The organism is Tenacibaculum sp. 47A_GOM-205m, from assembly GCF_000518405.1.
GTDB lineage: Bacteria > Bacteroidota > Bacteroidia > Flavobacteriales > Flavobacteriaceae > Polaribacter > Polaribacter lutimaris.
This window is the reverse complement of the sequence record NZ_JADN01000007.1, coordinates 1-19,370: the sequence shown is the minus strand read 5'-3', so window position 1 is coordinate 19,370 and position 19,370 is coordinate 1. Positions and strand designations below refer to the sequence as shown.

Sequence of the window (19,370 nt, the reverse complement as noted above, 5' to 3'; positions counted from 1 at the left end):
ACTCTATTTCACTAAACTCTCTGTCAGTTTATTTAATGTTTCTACTTTATGTTCAAAGTTTCCTTTGATGGTTTTTCTATAACTATTTAGGTTTTGTACTAATTGATTGATGTCTTCTGGAATTACTTCTTCAAAAAACTGACGCAATCTTTTAGCGGTTGTTGGTGACTTTCCATTGGTTGAAATAGCTACTTTTACGTTCCCTTTGGTTACAATTCCGCCCATATAAAAATCACAATATGGTGGATTGTCTGCCACATTCACCAAGATATTCTGACTTCTACAGTCTTTATATACTTGTATATTTACCTCTGGAACATCGGTAGTCGCAATTACCAAATGTTTTCCTTGTAAATAGGTATCGTTATAGCTGTCTGTTACCATATTTACCTTACCTTTTTGAGCCATAGCAATGGTTTCTTCTCTAAAAAAAGGAGCTACCATGGTTACCTCAGCATCTGGACTCGATTTTAATAAAAATCGTAGCTTTTCTTCTGCAACAAAACCTCCTCCAACTATAAGGACTTTCAAGGTTGCTGTTTTTAAAAAGATAGGATATAGATTATTTCTTTCTTCCATTATACTACTTCTTTTAAAACTGCTTCTTGTTGTACTTGATGTAATTGTTGCCTGTGATTTACTACGTCTCCTAACACAATAATAGCTGGATTACTCAAGTTATTTTTAGCTACGACTTCTTCGATGGTATCTACAGTACCGATTCCTATTTTTTCTTCAGGAGTTGTTCCATTTTGAATAATAGCAACAGGTAATTCATTCTTTCCTTCTTGCTTAAAAAGCTGAATGATCTCAGAAAGCTTACCCATTCCCATTAAAATAACAACCGTTGCACTTGATTTTGCAGCCAAGGCAACATCATTAGATAATTGATGCTGTTTGGTAGTTCCTGTAATTACCCAAAAACTTTCTGAACTTCCTCTTTTTGTTAAAGGAATGTTCTGATACGCTGGCACTGCTAAGGATGATGAAATTCCTGGAACTACAGCTACTTCTAATCCGTGTTTGGCTGCGTATTCCATTTCTTCTGCTCCTCTACCAAAAATGAAAGGGTCACCTCCTTTTAAACGTACCACATGTCCGTGTGAAAATCCTCTTGCGACAATTAACTCATTGATTTGTTCTTGTTGATAACGGTAGCATCCTCTTCGTTTTCCTACAAAAATTAATTCTGCTTTCGGATTTACATATCCTAACAGTTCGTTATTTACCAACGCATCATATAACACCACATCAGCTTGCTCTAATGCTTTGATGGCTTTTAAGGTGATTAAATCAATATCTCCTGGTCCTGCTCCTACTACGGTTAATTTCGGTTGATTTTTCATTGGACTCTCCTTTTTTAACTTTCTACGGCTACTTTTCGGTAGGCATCAATTGTTTTGTAAAATGATGATGCCTCTTCTAAATACTTTTTTGCAAAAGCTTCCGTAGGTTCATTTTTATTGATTTGATAAATCAATTCTGCAAATGAACTTGATAATTCTATTTTATTTGTTGCTACAAACAGTTCATCAAAATTGGTAATGATTCCTGCTTGTGTATTCGTTTTTGCTCCTTCTGCTGTTAACAAGGCTTTGGCAGTGTTAACCATAGCTGCATAAGCGTGGTAAATACTATCTGACCATTGTTGACTGTTTAATGCATGTGTTGCATTTTCTAACTTTTCTTCGCTTTCAAAAAGTAAAGTTGCTACTAAGTCGATTACCACTCCAGCACATTCACCTACTCCTATCGCTTTTACATAATTTTTATCGTGTCCCCAATCAATAAAATCGTCTTCTGTTAAATTGGTGGTGTCTGATAATTCTTTTAATAGCTCATAGAAATATGTTTTTCCTTGTCTATCATAATAGTTTAAGAAATCTTCATCTGCTTGTTTATGGCTTTCGAAGTCGTTTAATAAGATTCGTAAAGATTCTGGTCCTCTTTTACTTGGTATTTTAATCAACTTATCTGCAAAACGTCCATTTCCTTGTCCTAAAACTCCTCCTCCAACTAATACTTGTAAGGCTGGTGCTAACAACTTTCCTACTTTTATAGACATTCCTTGAAAACCAATATGAGCCATATTGTGTTGCCCACAAGCATTCATACATCCACTAATTTTGATGGTAATGTCTTTGTTATTCACATACTGCGGGTATTCTGCTTTTAACACACGCTCTAACTCCGCTGCAATTCCTGTACTGCTAGCAATACCTAAATTACACGTATCGGTTCCCGGACATGCAGTAATATCATTCAAACTGTTATATCCTGCATCTGCAAAACCTAATTTTTGTAGTTCTGTATAGAAAAATGGTAAAAACTCTTCTCTTACGTGACGAATCAAAATATTTTGACGTAGCGTAAAGCGTAACTCATTTGCTCCATACTTCTTTATTAAATCAGCTAACAACCGTGCTTTATCGGTATAAAAATCTCCTAAATGTACTTTAATACCTATCGCATACAATCCCTCTTGTTTTTGCTTAAAAATATTGGTTGATTTCCAACTTTGATACGCTTCTTCATCTTCTATAACTACAGATGGGACTTCGCTCGTTTCAAAAACAGGGTCTTGCTCAAAGTCGGTAGTATTAATTGGATACGTTTTATACGCCAATGCTGCTCTTTCTGTTGCTACTAATTCTAAAAAGGCTTCTACTCCTAAATCTTTTACCAAGAATTTTAAACGAGCTTTGGCTCTTTTAGCACGCTCTCCATAACGATCGAACACACGTAAAACACCTTCGATAGTTGGTATCAATAAGTCTGCTTCTAAAAATTCATAAATTACATCTGCATGACGTGGTTGTGAACCTAATCCTCCTGCTAATAATACCTTAAATCCTTTTACTTCTTTACCTTCTACTATTTTTGTTTTAGCGATAAATCCTAAATCATGAATAAAACTCAATGCGGTATCTTCTTCTGTAGCAGAAAAAGACATTTTGAACTTCCTCCCCATTTCTTGACAGATTGGATTACGCAAGAAAAATTGAAAAGTAGCATGTGCGTATGGTGTTACATCAAACGGTTCTTTCGGATCGATTCCCGCTGTTTCTGAAGCCGTAACATTTCGTACAGCATTACCACAAGCTTCACGCAACGTAATATCGTCTTTCTCTAACTGTGCCCATAACTCAGGCGTTCTGTCTAAACTTACATGGTGAATTTGAATATCTTGACGTGTGGTAATATGTAAGCGTCCTCTTGAATATTCATCAGAAACATCTGCAATTCTGTGTAATTGTTCACTCGTAACTTTACCATACGGTAACTTAATACGAATCATTTGTACACCAAATTGGCGTTGACCGTAAATTCCTCTGGCTAAACGTAAGCTTCTAAAACGTTCTTCATCTATTTTTCCTTCGTTAAACAAACGTATTTTACGCTCTAACTCTAGGATATCTTTTTCTACTAAAGGGTTTTCTATTTCTGATCTAAAACTTTGCATCTGTTTTACTAGTTGTTTGCTTATAAAAGCGTTGATATTAGTTATGTAAGAACTCTTGTTTTGCTAACAATTGTTCTTCGGTTTCTACATGTGCATCATCTGGCACACAACAATCTACCGGACATACTGCAGCACATTGTGGTTCTTCATGAAATCCTTTACACTCAGTACATTTATCGGGTACTATAAAGTAGTATTTGTCTGATACTGGTTCATTATCCTCGTCTGCATTTACCGAAGTTCCATCCAATAAGGTTACATTTCCTTGTAGTGAGGTTCCTTCGTTATACTTCCAGTCACTTGCTCCTTCATAAATGGCTGTATTTGGGCATTCAGGTTCGCAAGCTCCACAGTTAATGCACTCATCTGTAATGATTATTGCCATAACTTTTTATTATTTACTTGATAAAACCAACTCCTGATGTAGTATTGGTTTTTGGATTGATGATTATAAACGCTCCGTTTGCTTTGTTTTCCTCATATGAGTCAACAAACAATGGCTTGCTAACTTTTAAACTCACCTCTCCTATTTCGTTTAGTGATAATTGAGATGGTGTTTCTTCTTTTCCAGAAAAATCGGTACGAATTAAAGATGTTAATTCTGTTATTTTTGCTTGTACATCGTTTACTCCATGTTTGATGTAATATTTCTGAGAAGCTTGTAATGGTGCTTTATCCATCCAACAAATGGTAGCTTCTAACTGTTTTACCACAGAAGGTTCTTCTCCTGTTTTCACCAACATATCTCCTCTACTTACATTTACATCGTCTTCTAAAGTGATGTTTACAGAACTCCCTCTTTTTGCTCTTGCATATTCTTTATCAAAAAACTGAATACTTTTTATGGTAGATTTTGTTGCTGATGGTAATACCGTTACGCTATCTCCTACCACTAAATCGCCTCCGTACAGTTTTCCTGCATATCCTCTAAAATCGTGATATTCGTCTGTTTTTGGGCGAATAACTGTTTGTACTGGAAAACGTGCTTTTGATGCTTCTTGTGTATCTTCAGCCCCCAAGTTTTCAAGGTGATTCAATAAAGTTTCTCCTTTATACCAAGGGGTGTTTTCTGAAGACTTCACAACATTATCTCCTTTCAAAGCTGAAAGAGGTATGAATGTGATGTTTTGATTTTGATAGTCGCTCTTCTTAGCTAAATATTCTATCTCACCTTTAATCTGATTGAATTTTTCTTCTGAAAAGTCAACCAAATCCATTTTATTTACTGCTACTATTACATCTTTTACTCTCAATAAATTATTGATAAAGAAATGACGATAGGTTTGCTCTACTACTCCGTTTCTTGCATCTACTAAAATGATAGAAGCTTGAGAGTTTGAAGCTCCTGTAACCATATTTCTAGTGTACTCTATATGACCTGGAGTATCAGCTATAATAAAACTGGTTTTTTGTGTTGAAAAATATATGTGAGCTACATCAATAGTAATTCCTTGTTCGCGTTCTGCTACCAACCCATCTGTAGCTAAAGAAAAGTCTAAGTAATCAAACCCGCGTTGCTTACTTTTTTCTTCTATTGCTTCTAATTTATCTTGGGTTAATGATTTTGTATCGTATAAAATTCGCCCTATTAGTGTGCTCTTTCCGTCATCTACACTTCCTGCTGTTGCTATTTTTACTACGTTCATTTTTTATGTTGTTGGCAATAGGCTATTAGCTTTTGGTTTTTAGCTCTTAGCTACTTTTGCTTAGTTTATATTATTAAGTTTTATAATGCTAACAGCCAAAGACTAATAGCTAACATCTTTTTTTTAAAAATATCCTTGTTGTTTACGTTTCTCCATAGCTGCTTCAGATCGTTTATCATCAATCCTTGCTCCTCTTTCTGAAATGGTTGATTCTCTAATTTCATCTACTACAGTATCTATATCTATTGCATCTGATAAAACCGCTGCCGTACAACTCATGTCTCCTACGGTTCTAAATCGTACCATACGTTCACGTACTTCTTCTTCTTCTTCTCTATACACCACCTCATCATTTGCAGACCAAATGAGTCCATCTCTAATAAAAGTGGCTCTTTTATGTGCAAAATAAATGGATGGAATTTCAATTTGTTCTTGTTGTATATACGACCATACATCTAATTCTGTCCAGTTAGAAATTGGGAAAACACGTACATTTTGACCTAGATCGATTCTTCCATTCAACATATCAAACAACTCTGGACGCTGATTTTTTTCATCCCATTGCCCAAAATCATCTCGTACTGAGAAAATTCGCTCTTTAGCTCTTGCCTTCTCTTCATCTCTACGCGCTCCACCGATACATGCGTCGAAACCAAATTCTTCTATGGCATCTAATAACGTTTCGGTTTGTAACATGTTTCGGCTAGCGTATTTTCCTGTTTCTTCTTTTACTTTACCTGCATCAATATTGTCTTGTACTTGACGTACTATTAACTCAACTCCTAATTCTTTTACCAAACGGTCTCTAAATTCAATCGTTTCAGGAAAATTATGCCCTGTATCAATATGCAATAAAGGGAACGGAATCTTTGCTGGGTAAAATGCTTTTTGAGCAAGTCGCACCAGTGTTATGCTATCTTTGCCCCCCGAAAACAATAACACCGGTTTTTCAAATTGCGCGACTACTTCTCTTAATATGTATATGGCTTCGCTTTCTAAAGCTCCTACTTGTATAGTTTCTGTATTCATAATCATGTTCTTTAAATATGTAAACCACATTCTCTGTTACTTTCTACTTTTGTGGGATCGAAGTACTTAAACTCGTTTGGCAACTGGTTTTCTTCTAAATAAGTATCTAACTCCTCATCTGACCAATGGTAAAATGGACTTACTTTTAATACTCCGTCTTTACTTCTTGAAACAATATCAATACTATCTCTAAAAGCAGTTTGTCCTTTTCTTAAATTCGTAAACCAAACATCTGGTTTGTGTTCATTCATTGCTCTTTTAAAAGGTTCTAATTTTACTTGTTCAGTAAAAACAGCATGTTTTGGATCATCTATTGTTGGCAAACCTAAAGTGATGTTTCTGTGTCCTACTGTTTGTTTAGGTACATACAACTGAATGTTTAACTGTAGTTTTTCAATTAACTCTTCGGCATGTTTATAAGTTTGTGGAGTATTATATCCTGTATCACACCAAATAACATCTATACTGTTTTTTACTGATGCTACTGCGTGTAAAATAGCTCCTTCATAGGGACGAAAGTTTGTAGTTACTACGGCTTTATTTGCTTGTAGTAATGCCCAAACAATAATCTCTTTTGGAGATTTGTTTTTTAACTCTGCGTTTACTGCTTCTAAATTCATTGTTTCTATACTCATTTTTTGCCCCATTTAATACTGTTCCAAACTCTTTCGTGAAAAAAATACAATAGCATTTTTGTTACTAACTCTACAGCTCCAATTGAAAAAGCTGTTTTTACTTGTCCTGTAATTACCCATGATATTAATATTGTATCTATGGTACCAACAACTCTCCAACTTATTGATTTTATAATGCTTCTTATTGGTTTTTCAGAAAGCTTATCTTCTTTATAATTTGCTTTATTTTCTACTACTTGTTCTACAATCATTTTTAAAATACCATTACCCTATCGGAATACTAGGTTTTAAGTCGACAAATATACAGATGCTTTTTAATTCTCCAAGGAGAAATCAAAAAAATATTTGAATTTTACAATTTGTTAATACTACACTAAATCTGCTAGTGTGTTATTACGAAGTACTTGTAGCGTATTATCTCTTACTTGAATCATAAGTTTGTGTACTGAGCAAGCTTCTTCATCTGGACAGTCATCACATTTTTCATAATAATTCAAACTAACACATGGTACCATAGCAATAGGTCCTTCTAGTGTTCTTATAACATCAGTCATTCTAATTTCGCTAGCTGGCTTTAACAAATAATAGCCTCCACCTTTTCCTTTTTTAGCTCCTAAAATTCCTGATTTTCGTAAGGTAAGTAATATGCTTTCTAAAAACTTGTGCGAAATATTTTCCTTTTCTGAAATGGTAGCTATTTGTACCATAGTGCCCTTTTCTTGCCTAGCAATAAAAGTAAGCGCTTTAATTCCGTATTTTGTTTTCTTAGAAAGCATATTACAAATATATGCTTTACTTCTTAATTATTTAATGCTTGATTTAAATCATAAATTACATCCTCTACGTTTTCTAATCCCACCGAACATCGTACTAAACCGTCAGTAATTCCTACCTCTAACCGATCTTCTTCACTTAACTTACTATGTGTTGTAGATGCTGGATGTGTTACAATGGTTCTTGTGTCTCCTAAATTTGCTGATAATGAGCATAGTTGAATACTATTCAAGAATTTACGTCCTGCTTCTATACCTCCTTGGATTTCAAAAGCAACAATATTTCCTCCTAGTCGCATTTGTTTTTTAGCTATTTCATATTGTGGATGCGATTTTAAAAATGGATACTTCACCAATTTCACCTTTGGATGTTCTTCTAAAAACTGCGCTACTTTCAAAGCGTTTTCACAATGTTTCTCTACTCTAATCGACAACGTTTCTAAACTCTTAGACAATACCCAAGCATTGAATGGAGACATTGCTGGACCTGTATTTCTTGAAAATAAATAGATTTCTCTAACTAAGTCCTCTTTTCCTACGGTTACGCCTCCTAAAACACGACCTTGACCATCTATGAGTTTTGTAGCTGAGTGAATCACCAAATCGGCTCCGAACTTTATGGGGTTTTGTAAATACGGGGTTGCGAAGCAATTGTCTATCACTAATAATAAATTGTGCTTTTTGGCAATACTTCCTAACAATTCCAAATCTAAAATATCTACTGCCGGATTGGTAGGTGTCTCAGCATATAAAATTTTGGTGTTCGGTTGAATTAAGCTCTCGATTTTATCTGTTTCAGTAATTTTAAAATAACTTGTTTCTATATTCCACTTCGGTAAATATTTAGTAAACAAACTATGTGTTGAACCAAAAACAGAGCGGCACGATACTATATGATCTCCTGCATTTAACAGAGCTCCAAAAGTTGAAAACACGGCTGCCATACCTGTTGCAAATGCATATCCTGCTTCAGCTCCTTCCATAGCCACTATTTTATCGACAAATTCTGTGGTATTCGGGTTTGAAAATCGACTATATAGGTTTCGTTGCTTTTCTTCAGCAAACGACGCTCTCATATCTTCAGCATCATCAAATACAAAACTTGAAGTTAAGTATAAAGGTGTAGAGTGTTCTGAAAATTGTGAACGTTCTGTTTGCGTTCGTATAGCTTGTGTTTCAAAATTTTTGCTCATGTTGTTTTTTAGATATTTGACCGCTTCGTTGTCAGATAAAAGAATCTAGATTTTTGGGTCTCAGTTCTTGTATCTTTTTTCTCTGCTCTATTTTCTTGGTTCTTGTTTCTTTCTACTAATTATTATTCTTTGCTAATCGTAAGATGTCTCCAAATACGCCTCTAGCAGTTACTTTAGACCCTGCTCCTGCTCCTTGGATTACAATAGGTTGTTCTCCGTAAGATTCTGTATAAATTTCAAAAATAGCATCGGAACCTTTTAAACTTCCTAAAGGAGAACTCTCTGGTACAGAGACTAGCTTTACATCCAACTCTCCTTTTGTTTGCTGTAAATCTCCATGTAAATCTCCAATATATCGAAGCACGTGTTTCTCTTTTTGAGCTTCTTTCTGCTGTTGAAACGTTGGATTTAATTGATCTAGGTTAGATAAAAATTCTTCTGAAGATACTTCTCTAAACGCTTCTGGTATTAAGTTCTCTATCTGAATATCTTCAAATTCATTTTCTAAATCTAGCTCACGAGCTAAAATCAATAGTTTTCTAGCTACATCATTTCCACACAAATCCTCACGAGGGTCTGGTTCTGTAAATCCGCTGTCAATTGCTTCTTGTAATACGTTTGAAAACGGCACTTCTTCCGCAGAAAATTTATTGAACAAGTAACTTAACGAACCTGAAAATACACCACGAATTCTCGTGATATTTTCGCCTGAATCGTGTAATAGTTTAATCGTATCAATCAACGGTAACCCTGCACCTACATTGGTTTCGTACAAGTAACTCTTATTGTTTTCTTCTAAGGTTTTACGTAGTTTTTTATAAAAATCGTACGAAACTGTATTGGCTATTTTGTTAGATGAAACCAAATCGAACCCTGCATTGACTAACGGAATGTAATTTTCTATAAAGTCTACACTTGCTGTATTGTCTACCGCAACTAGGTTTTCTAAATGATGTTCTTTAGCGTAATCGATTACTGTATCAACTGTATGCTGGTTATCTACTGTATTCTCAAGTTCATCCGACCAATTAGTTGCTACTCCATTTTTGGTTAACAACACTTTTTTAGAATTAGCAATGGCAAAAATATTTAATTGAATTTTACGTCTCTCTAAGATTGATTTCGAACTTTCTAGTATCTGTTCTATCAGTGTTCCTCCTACTAAACCTTTACCAAAAACAGCAATGTTTATCTTTTTAGCAACTCCAAATACTTGACCATGAATTACATTCAACGCCTTATGTAATTGTTCCTTTTTCACCACCAAACTCACATTTTTACCTGTAATTGTATTGTTGAATAATAAAGGAACTATTTGATTCTTAATTAAAGCATTGTATGGATGGTGGAATTCACTTAAATCTTGTCCTATGATTGAGATTACCGCTACTTCTTCTTGAATGAAAATTTGATTGACATCTTTTGTTTGTAAATCATTTTCAAACTCTTGTTCCAAAGCTTTTACCGCTGCTACTGCATTACTTTTATCTACCACTAAACCAATCCCTCGTTCTGAAGATCCTTGCGAAATAATGCTCACGCTAATTCCGTGATTACTCAGAGCTTTAAAAATACGTGCATCCACTCCTACTTTTCCCAACAAGCCCCTTCCTTCGAAGTTTATTAAAGCAACCTTGTCTAATACTGATAAGGATTTGATTCCTTTTGAAGTTGACTTTGCCGTAATCAACGTTCCTTTATCATTTGGGTTAAACGTATTTAATATGCGAAGGTTAATATTCTTCTCTAATAAGGGAATAATGGTTTTTGCATGCAAAATAGTAGCTCCGAAATTGGCTAACTCATTAGCTTCAGAGAAAGATAACTCTTCTATCTTTTTGGCATCTGCTACCAAATCAGGATTTGCGGTAAAAATACCATCTACATGTGTGTAGTTTTGTAACTCTTCCGCATCTAAATAATTGGCTAATAATGAAGCAGTGTAATTACTTCCGTTTCTTCCTAAAGTCGTCGTTTCATTGTTTAAATTCGATGCTATAAACCCAGTAACAATGTTTACTGTTGTTCCGTTATGTTGTTTGAAATGATTTTTTACATTTTCTTTCGAAATCTCAACTATCGATTGTCCATTTCCTAAGCTTTCATCTGTTTTTAACAAGTTTCTAGCATCGGTAGCATTGGCATTGATACCTTTTTGCTGTAACAAATCGGTTACGGTTTTTATAGACAATAACTCGCCTTGTGCCAACACTTCGTCTTTTATTTTTTGACTATAGTCTCCTAACAAACTAACTCCTTCAAATAGTTTTTCTAGCCTATTGAATTCAGTAGAAAAATCTACTAAAGGCGTTAATTTTGTTTGTTCGTATTTAAAAGCTTCTAGTTGCTCTTTAAAAGCTTCACTTTTAGCTGCTCTTTCTAATAATTCTTCCAACTCATCTGTAGCATTTCCTCTTGCTGAGACTACTACAGCTATATTCTCTCCTTCATTTATTTTTTGTTCTATGATTGATACTACATTTGGTATGCCTTCATTCGACAATGATTTTCCGCCAAACTTTAAAATTTTCATTCTTTTATTGGTTGATTTTTGATTGAATATTGGTTCAATAATTTTTTCTAATTGTTTGTATTCTATTAAGAAAGCATCATGCCCATGATCTGAATTAATTTCATTGTAGGTTACATTTGCATGGGCAGATGCCAGTTGTTTGTGTGTTTCCCTGTTTTCTTCCGCAGTAAAAAACAAATCGGAATCAACACCAACGATATGAATATCTGCTTCAATGGTTTCTAACACATCTAACCCTTCCCTTCCTTTGGTAACATCGATGGTTTTTAATAACTGGTTCATCAATTTATACGACGCTAACTGATAGCGCTCTTGTAATTTTTTTCCGTGATGTAACAACCAGCTTTCTACATTAAAAATCTGTAATTCTTCATTTTTTGAGCGTTGAAAACGTTTTTTAAACGATTCGGGTGTTCTATAACACAACATAGCATGCATACGCGCATCGTGTACCGGATTGCTAGAATTGGTTAAAAACTGTTCTTGTATTTGACAGTTGGCTATTAACCAATCAGTCGATTTCCAATCGGTTGCTATAGGGATTAAATGTTTTGTTATTTTTGGATTCAACACTGCCATTTCCCAAGCGATTCCACCTCCTAACGATCCTCCTATCAACGCAAATAATTGTGTTATTTTGAGTTGTTCTAGCCCTTGTATAAAAATGTTTGCAATATCACGTGCTACGAAACTTTTGTAATCATCTATTAAGAAATTATCATAGCCATTTCCTGGAATGTTAAAGCATAAAATAGTATATTCCTTGGTATCAATAACCTTGTTTTCTCCTACTAAATCTTGCCACCAGCCATCATTTCCTGCAACATTACTATTTCCTGTAAGAGCATGGTTAATTAACACCACAGGAGCAGTACCCAATGCTTTTCCGAAAACTTGATAACTTAACGGAATTGTATCGAATTGCGTACCGCTTATTGTGGTATAACTAAGAATATTGATGTGTTGTAAATCACTTTTCATTACCGACTTATTTTTGAGATATTCTCCAAATGTTATTGGTTTATACCAATGCTTCTTTAGAAATTTTAGCAAATGCTTCTTGTAAATCGGTTTTTAAATCTTCTATATTTTCCAAACCAACTGACAAACGGATTAAATCTTTGGTAACTCCTGTACTTTCTTGTGATTCATCACTCAATTGTTGATGTGTTGTACTTGCAGGATGTATGATTAAAGATTTAGTATCTCCAATATTTGCTAGTAATGAAAAGAGTTTTGTATTATCTGCAATAGTTTTTGCTGCTTCGTAACCTCCTTTTACTCCAAAAGTTACCAATCCGCTTTGCCCTTTTGGTAAGTAAGTATCAGCTAAAGCCTTATACTTGTTTCCTTCCAACCCAGGATAATTTACCCAAGCTACTTCTTCTTGCTCTTGTAACCACTTTGCTAATGTCAAGGCATTTTCACTGTGTTTTTGAATTCTTACTTCTAAGGTTTCTAATCCTTGAATGATATTAAAAGCATTGGTAGGACTCAAGGCTCCTCCAAAATCACGTAATCCTTCTAAAATTAATTTAAACGTATACGATGCAGCTCCTAAAGCTTCGTGATATACCAATCCGTGATACCCTGCTGAAGGTTCTGTAAACTCTGGGAACTTACCATTTGCCCAGTTAAAAGTTCCAGCATCAATAATAGCTCCTCCTAACGAGTTTCCTTGTCCTCCAATATATTTTGTTAACGAGTGAATTACAATATTTGCTCCGTGTTCTATTGGGTTTAATAAAGCTGGCGTAGCTACTGTATTATCCACAATAAAAGGAACTTCAGCCTTTTTTGCATGTGCTGATATCGCTTGTAAGTCTAAAACATCTAACTTCGGATTCCCTAGAGACTCTATAAAGAAAGCTCTTGTATTTTCTTGTACAGCTTCTGCAAAACTATCTGGGTTAGATGCATCTACAAACGTAGTTGTAATGCCTAATCTCGGTAAGGTAACATTCAGCAAATTGTAAGTTCCTCCATACAAACTACTCGAAGCTACAATATGATCTCCTGCTTTTAGCAAGGTTAACAATCCTGTTGAAATAGCTGCCGTACCTGAAGCAAAAACTACAGCCCCAATACCGCCTTCTAAAGCTGCTAAACGATCTTGTAAAATTTGATTGGTTGGATTGTTTAATCGGGTGTAAATAAATCCTAATTCTTTTAACGAAAACAAATTTGCTGCATGCTCTGAATCGTTAAAAACATACGATGTGGTTTGGTAAATAGGGACTGCTCTTGTTCCACTTGTTTGTGTTACATCATGACCTGCGTGCAATGCGTTTGTTGCGAATTTTTGTGTACTCATTTTTCTTGTTTTTTGAGTTAATAAAAAATTAAACCAAAAGCCAAAACACATCTTTTTTAGATGTTGCTTACTAGAAAAATGTTATTAAGAAAATACAAGAAGTTTCAGTAGTTATTATTGAAACTTCTTTTGGGTTATCTATCCTCGAGTTTTCACTCTGGTAGAATTTAGCACCTTCTTTGTTTGCACAAAGGGTTGCTAAGGTTTCATAGGGTCTAATCCCTCCACCTTTCTTGATAACATCGTCAATAAGTGTTTGAACTTTTACGAGCACAAATATTCAATTATAAAAATGGATTTTCCAAATTTATTTTGATTATTATTTAAAAAAGTGTTTTGAATTATTTTTAAAACAAACAAACAAATAACTTATAACCAGTGTTTTACGATAATTTACTTAAACTAAAATATAATACTTGTTTTTATCTTAAGAACTACAAGATAACATAGAACATCCTACTTTATTTCGAGCCCATTCTGGTCGTTTTGCAAACCATTTTTCATATTTTGGTTGCTCATCGTAAGGATTTTTGAGCAGTAAATATAACTCTTTTAACAATGCAAAATCATTTTTATTTGCATCATCAATGGCTAATTGCGCCATATAATTTCTGAGTACATATTTAGGATTTACAGCATTCATTTTTGCTTTTCTTTCTTCATCTGAAATAGTTTCATTTTGTAATCTACCTATATAATTTTGAAACCAGTTTTCCCAAGATTTTTTTATTTCGTTTACAACTTCTGAATGCCTATAAAATGCTTTTTCTATTTTTTTGATTGCCTCCTCTATGGTATCATCTTTTGAAATGCTTGACAACAATCGGAAAAAAATAGTCATGTCTGTTTCTGTTTTTTGAAGTACTTCTTCAAGATTTGAAACCAATGTTCCGTCTGATTCTTTTGAAGAAAAAAGACCTAATTTTTCTCGCATCATATGCATGTACTTTTCAGGAAATTTTTCTTGATAATTTTCTAAAACAGCTTCTAAAGGTTCAGCTTCTTCAATTAAAGGATATAGAGCATTTGCCAACTGATATAAATTCCATAAAACTACCTCTGGTTGCAAACCATATCGGTAACGCTTGTGGGTATTATCAGTTGTATTTGGTGTCCATCCGTGATCGTAACCCTCTAACCACCCGTAAGGTCCATAATCAATGGTTAACCCTAAAATCGACATATTATCGGTATTCATTACTCCATGTACAAAACCAACACGTTGCCAATGAATTATCATTTCTAAACTACGCTCTGCCACCTCTTTAAAAAAGGAAACATACGTTTCTTTTGAAGCTTCACCTAAATGAGGATAATGATGTTTAATTGTATAATCAACTAGTGTTTTTAATGTTTTTACATCTCCTCTGGCAGGAAATATTTGATAACTACCAAAACGTAAAAAAGACTCGGCTGTTCTACATACGATTGCTCCTTTTTCATACTCAGCGTTTCCGTCATACATTACATCTCTTAGAACTTGATCTCCTGATAGTGCCAAAGATAGTGCTCTTGTTGTAGGTACTCCTAAATGATACATAGCTTCGCTACATAAATACTCACGAATGGAAGAACGCAATACCGCTAATCCGTCTGCGGTGCGCGAATATGGAGTTTCCCCCGCTCCTTTTAACTGCAATGCCCATTTTTTGTTACCATGAACTGCTTCAAACAAGTTAATCGCTCTACCGTCTCCTAATTGTCCTGCCCAATGCCCAAATTGATGTCCACCATAGCACATCGCATACGGTTGTGTATTTTTATATACATCATTCCCTGTAAAAATGTTCTTGAATTCTTCTGAAGTTACTGCTGTTTCTGAAAGCCCCAACGTTTGTACCATTTCATCTGAAACATGAATTATTTTTGGATTGGACGTTTTTTTAGGTGTTACATACGAAAAGCAAGCTTCTGTAACCTGCCTTCGAATATTTTCTTGAATTGGGTCAGCAGGTAATTCTTGAGTAAAGGCATTTTGTATATTGAATTTCAACACGTTCTATTGTTCTTTTAGTTTGCTTGCGTACAGTTTTTTTAATTTTGCCAATTTAGGCGATATTACAGCCGCACAATACATTTGTTCCTTGTTATTTTCATAATAATTCTGATGGTACCCTTCTGCTGCATGAAATGTTGATGCAGAACTAATTTCTGTTACAATTTCATCTTCATAATAGGGAGCCAACTTTTCTACTACTTTTTCAGCAATTTGTTGTTGTTCTTGAGTATGATAAAAAATTACAGAACGGTATTGGGTTCCTACATCTGCTCCTTGCCTGTTTAACGTTGTTGGGTCGTGACTTGTCATAAACATTACCAATAACTCTTCATAGCTTATAATTTGAGGATTAAACATTGCTTGTACTACTTCTGCATGTCCTGTTAAACCTGAACAAATTTCTCTATAGGTTGGTGTTCCTGGTACAGTACCGCCCATGTAACCAGATACTACTTCTTCTACTCCTTTTATTTGATTTAAAACAGCTTCTACACACCAAAAGCAACCGCCACCAACGGTTATTACTTCTAATTTATTATTTGTCATTTCTCTCCTTTCTTTATTCTGTATCTAAAATCATTGAAGCCGAGTTAATGCAATAACGTAGTCCACTAGGTTTTGGTCCGTCAGGAAAAACATGTCCTAAATGAGCATCACAAGCATTGCATAGTACTTCCACGCGTACCATACCGAAAGTAGTGTCTTTTTCATATTGAATAGCATTTTCTTTTATAGGTTGTGTAAAACTAGGCCAACCAGTACCTGAACTAAATTTAATAGTTGAATCGAACAAAGGTGTGCCACAACATACACACTTATATTTACCAGCATCATACACACTACACAATGCTCCTGAATTTGGTCTTTCTGTTCCCTTTTGCCTAGTAACTCTAAACTGTTCTGGGGTTAAAAGTTCTTGCCATTCTGCTGCTGTTTTTTCCACTCTTTTATCAGGTGTTGGATTACCATTAACTGCAAAATTAATTACGTCTTTCCAAGTTAAAATTTTGTCGTTCATCCTGCTCTTTCGTTTTATTTAACTTATTAGTAGTTTCTTTTCTTTGTTACTTACAAAGCTACGATTCTCTCTAAAGCTTTCATATAGATTAGATTTAAAAGAAAATTTTAACTATTTTTTCAAGAATGATTTATATCATATTTTAAATCACATCTTATCTATTAATTTGTAAAAAAAACCATAATTCCCCTTACTTATAGCATAATTTGAGTTAAAATAACCACAAATTATTAGCTTATTTCAGTATTTACTAAAATAAAAAAACAATGAACATCTTAGAAAATAGAACAGTCGCTGATTATGTAATTGAGAATATAAAAACAGCTCCTATTTTTAAGAAATATGGAATTAATTTTTGCTGTAAAGGCAATATAACAATAAATAAGGCCTGCAAAAAGAATAAAATAGATTTAAGTACATTAAAAAATGAATTAGAAAATGTTGAAAGTATTAGTGATGTACTTCAGAATTATAATACGTGGAGTTTAAATTTTTTAATTCTTTATATTGAAAATGTACATCACTCTTATGTAAAAGAAAGTTTGCCAATAATTTCTCAGTATATGAATGAAACAATAAAAAATTATGGTAATATACACCCTGAATTATTAAAAATTAATAAACTGTTTAGAAAAGCTTCTTCTGAAATTATATCTCACCTTCAAAAAGAAGAACAAATACTTTTTCCTTATATAAAACAACTAATAGCTGCTGATAAAGAGTATAAAAAAATAAGTGTTCCTTCATTCGTTACGATACATACTCCTATAAAAATGTTAGAACATGAACATGAAGAAATTAATAATCTTTTCAGAGAAATAGCGAAACTAACAGATAACTACTCTATTCCAGAAAGTATCTCTAATACGTATAAAGATCTTTACATTAAACTTGAAGAGTTTGAACAAGATTTATATCATCATATACATTTAGAACACAATATACTACATAGAAAAGCACTAGAATTAGAAAAAAGAACCAAATTATTATAAAAAAAAGGGAGTGCTCAAGCACTCCCTTTTTTTATAGCTTTTTAAATCGATTAAAAGCTTCTTTTTCTAACTCTTCTCTAAAATTAGGGTGAGCTATAGAAATTAATGCTTTTGCTCTTTCTTTCAAACTTTTTCCAAATAAATTAACTACTCCATATTCTGTAGCAACATAATGTACATGAGCTCTGGTTGTAGTTACACTTGCTCCTTCTTTTAAAAATGGTGTAATCTTAGAAATTCCTTTAGTAGTAATAGAAGGCATTGCTATAATAGCTTTTCCTCCTTTTGATAAAGAAGCTCCTCTAATAAAATCCATTTGACCACCAACTCCAGAATATTGGTATTGACCAATTGTATCAGCGCAAACTTGTCCTGTTAAATCTATTTCAATAGCGCTGTTTATAGCAGTTACTTTAGGATTTTTCTTAATGATAGAAGTATCATTTGTATAACCAGCCTCTTTAAAATGTACTAGAGGGTTATCATCTATAAAATCGTATAACTTTTGTGAACCTACAGCAAAACAAGTAACTATCTTTCCTGTTTTAATCTCTTTTTCTTCACCAGTAATTACACCTCCTTCTATCAATGGTAGTACCCCATCAGAAAACATTTCTGTATGAATTCCTAATCGTTGATGATTTGTTAAGTTATGTAATACAGCATTAGGAATATTCCCTATTCCCATTTGTAGTGTTGCTCCATCTTCAATTAATCCTGCTACATTTTTTCCTATTTTAGTTTCTATTTCTGAAGGTGTTCCTGTTATTGAGGTATGAATTGGAACATCGACCTCTACAGCATAATCTATATTACTCATATGGATAATTCCATCTCCATGAGTTCTAGGTACATTATGGTTAATTTGAGCTATTACTGTTTTTGCTGTTTGAATAGCAGGTAATGTAATATCAACTGATGTGCCCAATGAACAATAGCCATGTTTATCTGGCGGAGAAACTTGAATAAAAGCTACATCCAATGAATAAATATTTCGACGAAATAACCAATGAATTTCACTTAAAAAAATAGGAATATAATCTCCATTATTAGTATTTACTCCTTTTCTTACATTGTCACCTACAAAACAGCTAACTAGTTTAAAGGATTTACAATATGGTTCTTCTAAATACTTTGCCTTACCATGTGTGTGGATTTGAATAATTTCTACATTATCTAACTCTTCATATCTATTGCACAAGCTATCAATTAATAAATTAGGAGTCATTGCTGCTCCTTGAAAAAAAACTTTATTATTTGATTTTACAATTGCTACAGCCTCTTTAGCAGTAACAATTTTTAATTTTTCTGACATTTTAATGGATCTTTTATGTGTGCAAATATCTTGGTAAAATACAGTTTAATTAATGATAAAAATCATACATGTTTTATTTTTAAGTAAAAAAATTTAGTTGTTGATTTCTTCGATTTGTTTCCATAGTTATCTTTAATTTACGTGTATTACCATTTTCAAAAATCGTCATATAGTAATCACTCATCAACAAAAAATAATTTTCATTAAAATATAGAGCAAAAAAAAACCTCAATCTACTAAAAGATTGAGGTTTAAAAGAAAGGCAACGACCTACTCTCCCACCTGTGGCAGTACCATCGGCGCTAATGGGCTTAACTTCTCTGTTCGGAATGGTAAGAGGTGAGCCCCATTGCGATAATCACCTTAAATCGTTGCAGTATATTTCAACTGTAAAAGTTAACATATTAGTAAAATCATATCATAAATTCATCAAAGAGTTTGCTCCCGGCCACTAGGACCG

General features: G+C 33.8%; 17 protein-coding genes, 1 rRNA gene and 1 riboswitch. Of the genes, 1 reads left to right on the top strand and 17 read right to left on the bottom strand.

Features of this window, described 5'->3' with window-relative positions; all coding sequences use genetic code 11:
• Window positions 1–3: 3 nt before the first annotated feature.
• The 15 genes from N534_RS0107050 to msrB all read right to left on the bottom strand — a co-directional run bounded on the left by N534_RS0107050 (window position 4) and on the right by msrB (window position 16,591).
• Window positions 4–579 carry a bifunctional precorrin-2 dehydrogenase/sirohydrochlorin ferrochelatase gene (locus N534_RS0107050; RefSeq protein ID WP_028891810.1) on the bottom strand — a complete coding sequence of 192 codons (576 nt, stop codon included), beginning with the start codon at window positions 577–579 and terminating at the stop codon, window positions 4–6.
• A complete protein-coding gene (cobA, locus tag N534_RS0107045) occupies window positions 579–1,346 on the bottom strand; it encodes a uroporphyrinogen-III C-methyltransferase (protein ID WP_028891809.1) in 768 nt (255 codons plus the stop codon). The genes N534_RS0107050 and cobA overlap by 1 nt, the downstream gene beginning before the upstream one ends.
• A gap of 14 nt (window positions 1,347–1,360) precedes the next feature.
• The gene (locus tag N534_RS0107040; protein WP_028891808.1) at window positions 1,361–3,463 is read right to left on the bottom strand and encodes a HEPN domain-containing protein; all 2,103 of its coding nucleotides are present in this window, start codon (window positions 3,461–3,463) and stop codon (window positions 1,361–1,363) included.
• A 37-nt stretch (window positions 3,464–3,500) separates the two neighbouring features.
• Window positions 3,501–3,848, bottom strand: coding sequence for a 4Fe-4S dicluster domain-containing protein (locus tag N534_RS0107035; protein ID WP_028891807.1), 348 nt, complete (start codon window positions 3,846–3,848; stop codon window positions 3,501–3,503).
• A gap of 13 nt (window positions 3,849–3,861) precedes the next feature.
• Complete coding sequence (locus N534_RS0107030) at window positions 3,862–5,109, bottom strand: sulfate adenylyltransferase subunit 1 (protein ID WP_028891806.1); 1,248 nt, start codon at window positions 5,107–5,109, stop codon at window positions 3,862–3,864.
• 123 nt (window positions 5,110–5,232) lie between these two features.
• Window positions 5,233–6,138 carry a sulfate adenylyltransferase subunit CysD gene (gene cysD, locus N534_RS0107025; protein ID WP_028891805.1) on the bottom strand — a complete coding sequence of 302 codons (906 nt, stop codon included), beginning with the start codon at window positions 6,136–6,138 and terminating at the stop codon, window positions 5,233–5,235.
• A gap of 11 nt (window positions 6,139–6,149) precedes the next feature.
• Entirely contained in the window at window positions 6,150–6,758 is a 609-nt protein-coding gene (locus N534_RS0107020; protein ID WP_028891804.1) for a phosphoadenosine phosphosulfate reductase family protein, read from the bottom strand.
• A gap of 11 nt (window positions 6,759–6,769) precedes the next feature.
• Window positions 6,770–7,024: a DUF2061 domain-containing protein gene (locus N534_RS0107015; RefSeq protein WP_028891803.1), complete on the bottom strand. Its 255-nt coding sequence runs from the start codon at window positions 7,022–7,024 to the stop codon at window positions 6,770–6,772.
• Between the two features lie 117 nt (window positions 7,025–7,141).
• Complete coding sequence (locus N534_RS0107010) at window positions 7,142–7,549, bottom strand: Rrf2 family transcriptional regulator (protein WP_028891802.1); 408 nt, start codon at window positions 7,547–7,549, stop codon at window positions 7,142–7,144.
• Between the two features lie 23 nt (window positions 7,550–7,572).
• Window positions 7,573–8,739 carry an O-succinylhomoserine sulfhydrylase gene (locus N534_RS0107005; RefSeq protein WP_028891801.1) on the bottom strand — a complete coding sequence of 389 codons (1,167 nt, stop codon included), beginning with the start codon at window positions 8,737–8,739 and terminating at the stop codon, window positions 7,573–7,575.
• A 115-nt stretch (window positions 8,740–8,854) separates the two neighbouring features.
• Entirely contained in the window at window positions 8,855–12,253 is a 3,399-nt protein-coding gene (gene thrA, locus N534_RS0107000) for a bifunctional aspartate kinase/homoserine dehydrogenase I (protein ID WP_028891800.1), read from the bottom strand.
• Between the two features lie 40 nt (window positions 12,254–12,293).
• Window positions 12,294–13,586: an O-acetylhomoserine aminocarboxypropyltransferase/cysteine synthase family protein gene (locus tag N534_RS0106995; RefSeq protein ID WP_028891799.1), complete on the bottom strand. Its 1,293-nt coding sequence runs from the start codon at window positions 13,584–13,586 to the stop codon at window positions 12,294–12,296.
• Window positions 13,587–13,717: 131 nt separating this feature from the next.
• A riboswitch (SAM riboswitch) is annotated at window positions 13,718–13,829 on the bottom strand.
• Between the two features lie 184 nt (window positions 13,830–14,013).
• The gene (locus tag N534_RS0106985; protein ID WP_028891797.1) at window positions 14,014–15,579 is read right to left on the bottom strand and encodes a YdiU family protein; all 1,566 of its coding nucleotides are present in this window, start codon (window positions 15,577–15,579) and stop codon (window positions 14,014–14,016) included.
• Window positions 15,580–15,585: 6 nt separating this feature from the next.
• The gene (msrA, locus tag N534_RS0106980; RefSeq protein WP_028891796.1) at window positions 15,586–16,131 is read right to left on the bottom strand and encodes a peptide-methionine (S)-S-oxide reductase MsrA; all 546 of its coding nucleotides are present in this window, start codon (window positions 16,129–16,131) and stop codon (window positions 15,586–15,588) included.
• A 13-nt stretch (window positions 16,132–16,144) separates the two neighbouring features.
• Entirely contained in the window at window positions 16,145–16,591 is a 447-nt protein-coding gene (gene msrB / locus N534_RS0106975) for a peptide-methionine (R)-S-oxide reductase MsrB (RefSeq protein ID WP_028891795.1), read from the bottom strand.
• A 278-nt stretch (window positions 16,592–16,869) separates the two neighbouring features.
• Here msrB and N534_RS0106970 point away from each other — a divergent pair, with 278 nt between their 5' ends.
• Window positions 16,870–17,595: a DUF542 domain-containing protein gene (locus N534_RS0106970; RefSeq protein WP_028891794.1), complete on the top strand. Its 726-nt coding sequence runs from the start codon at window positions 16,870–16,872 to the stop codon at window positions 17,593–17,595.
• A 31-nt stretch (window positions 17,596–17,626) separates the two neighbouring features.
• Here N534_RS0106970 and N534_RS0106965 read toward each other — a convergent pair whose 3' ends face one another.
• Together N534_RS0106965 and rrf are read right to left on the bottom strand one after the other, a co-directional pair.
• On the bottom strand, window positions 17,627–18,910 hold the full coding sequence (locus N534_RS0106965; protein ID WP_028891793.1) for an acetyl-CoA hydrolase/transferase family protein: 1,284 nt from the start codon (window positions 18,908–18,910) through the stop codon (window positions 17,627–17,629).
• Between the two features lie 257 nt (window positions 18,911–19,167).
• Window positions 19,168–19,276, bottom strand: a 5S ribosomal RNA gene (gene rrf / locus N534_RS0106960).
• Window positions 19,277–19,370: the final 94 nt, after the last annotated feature.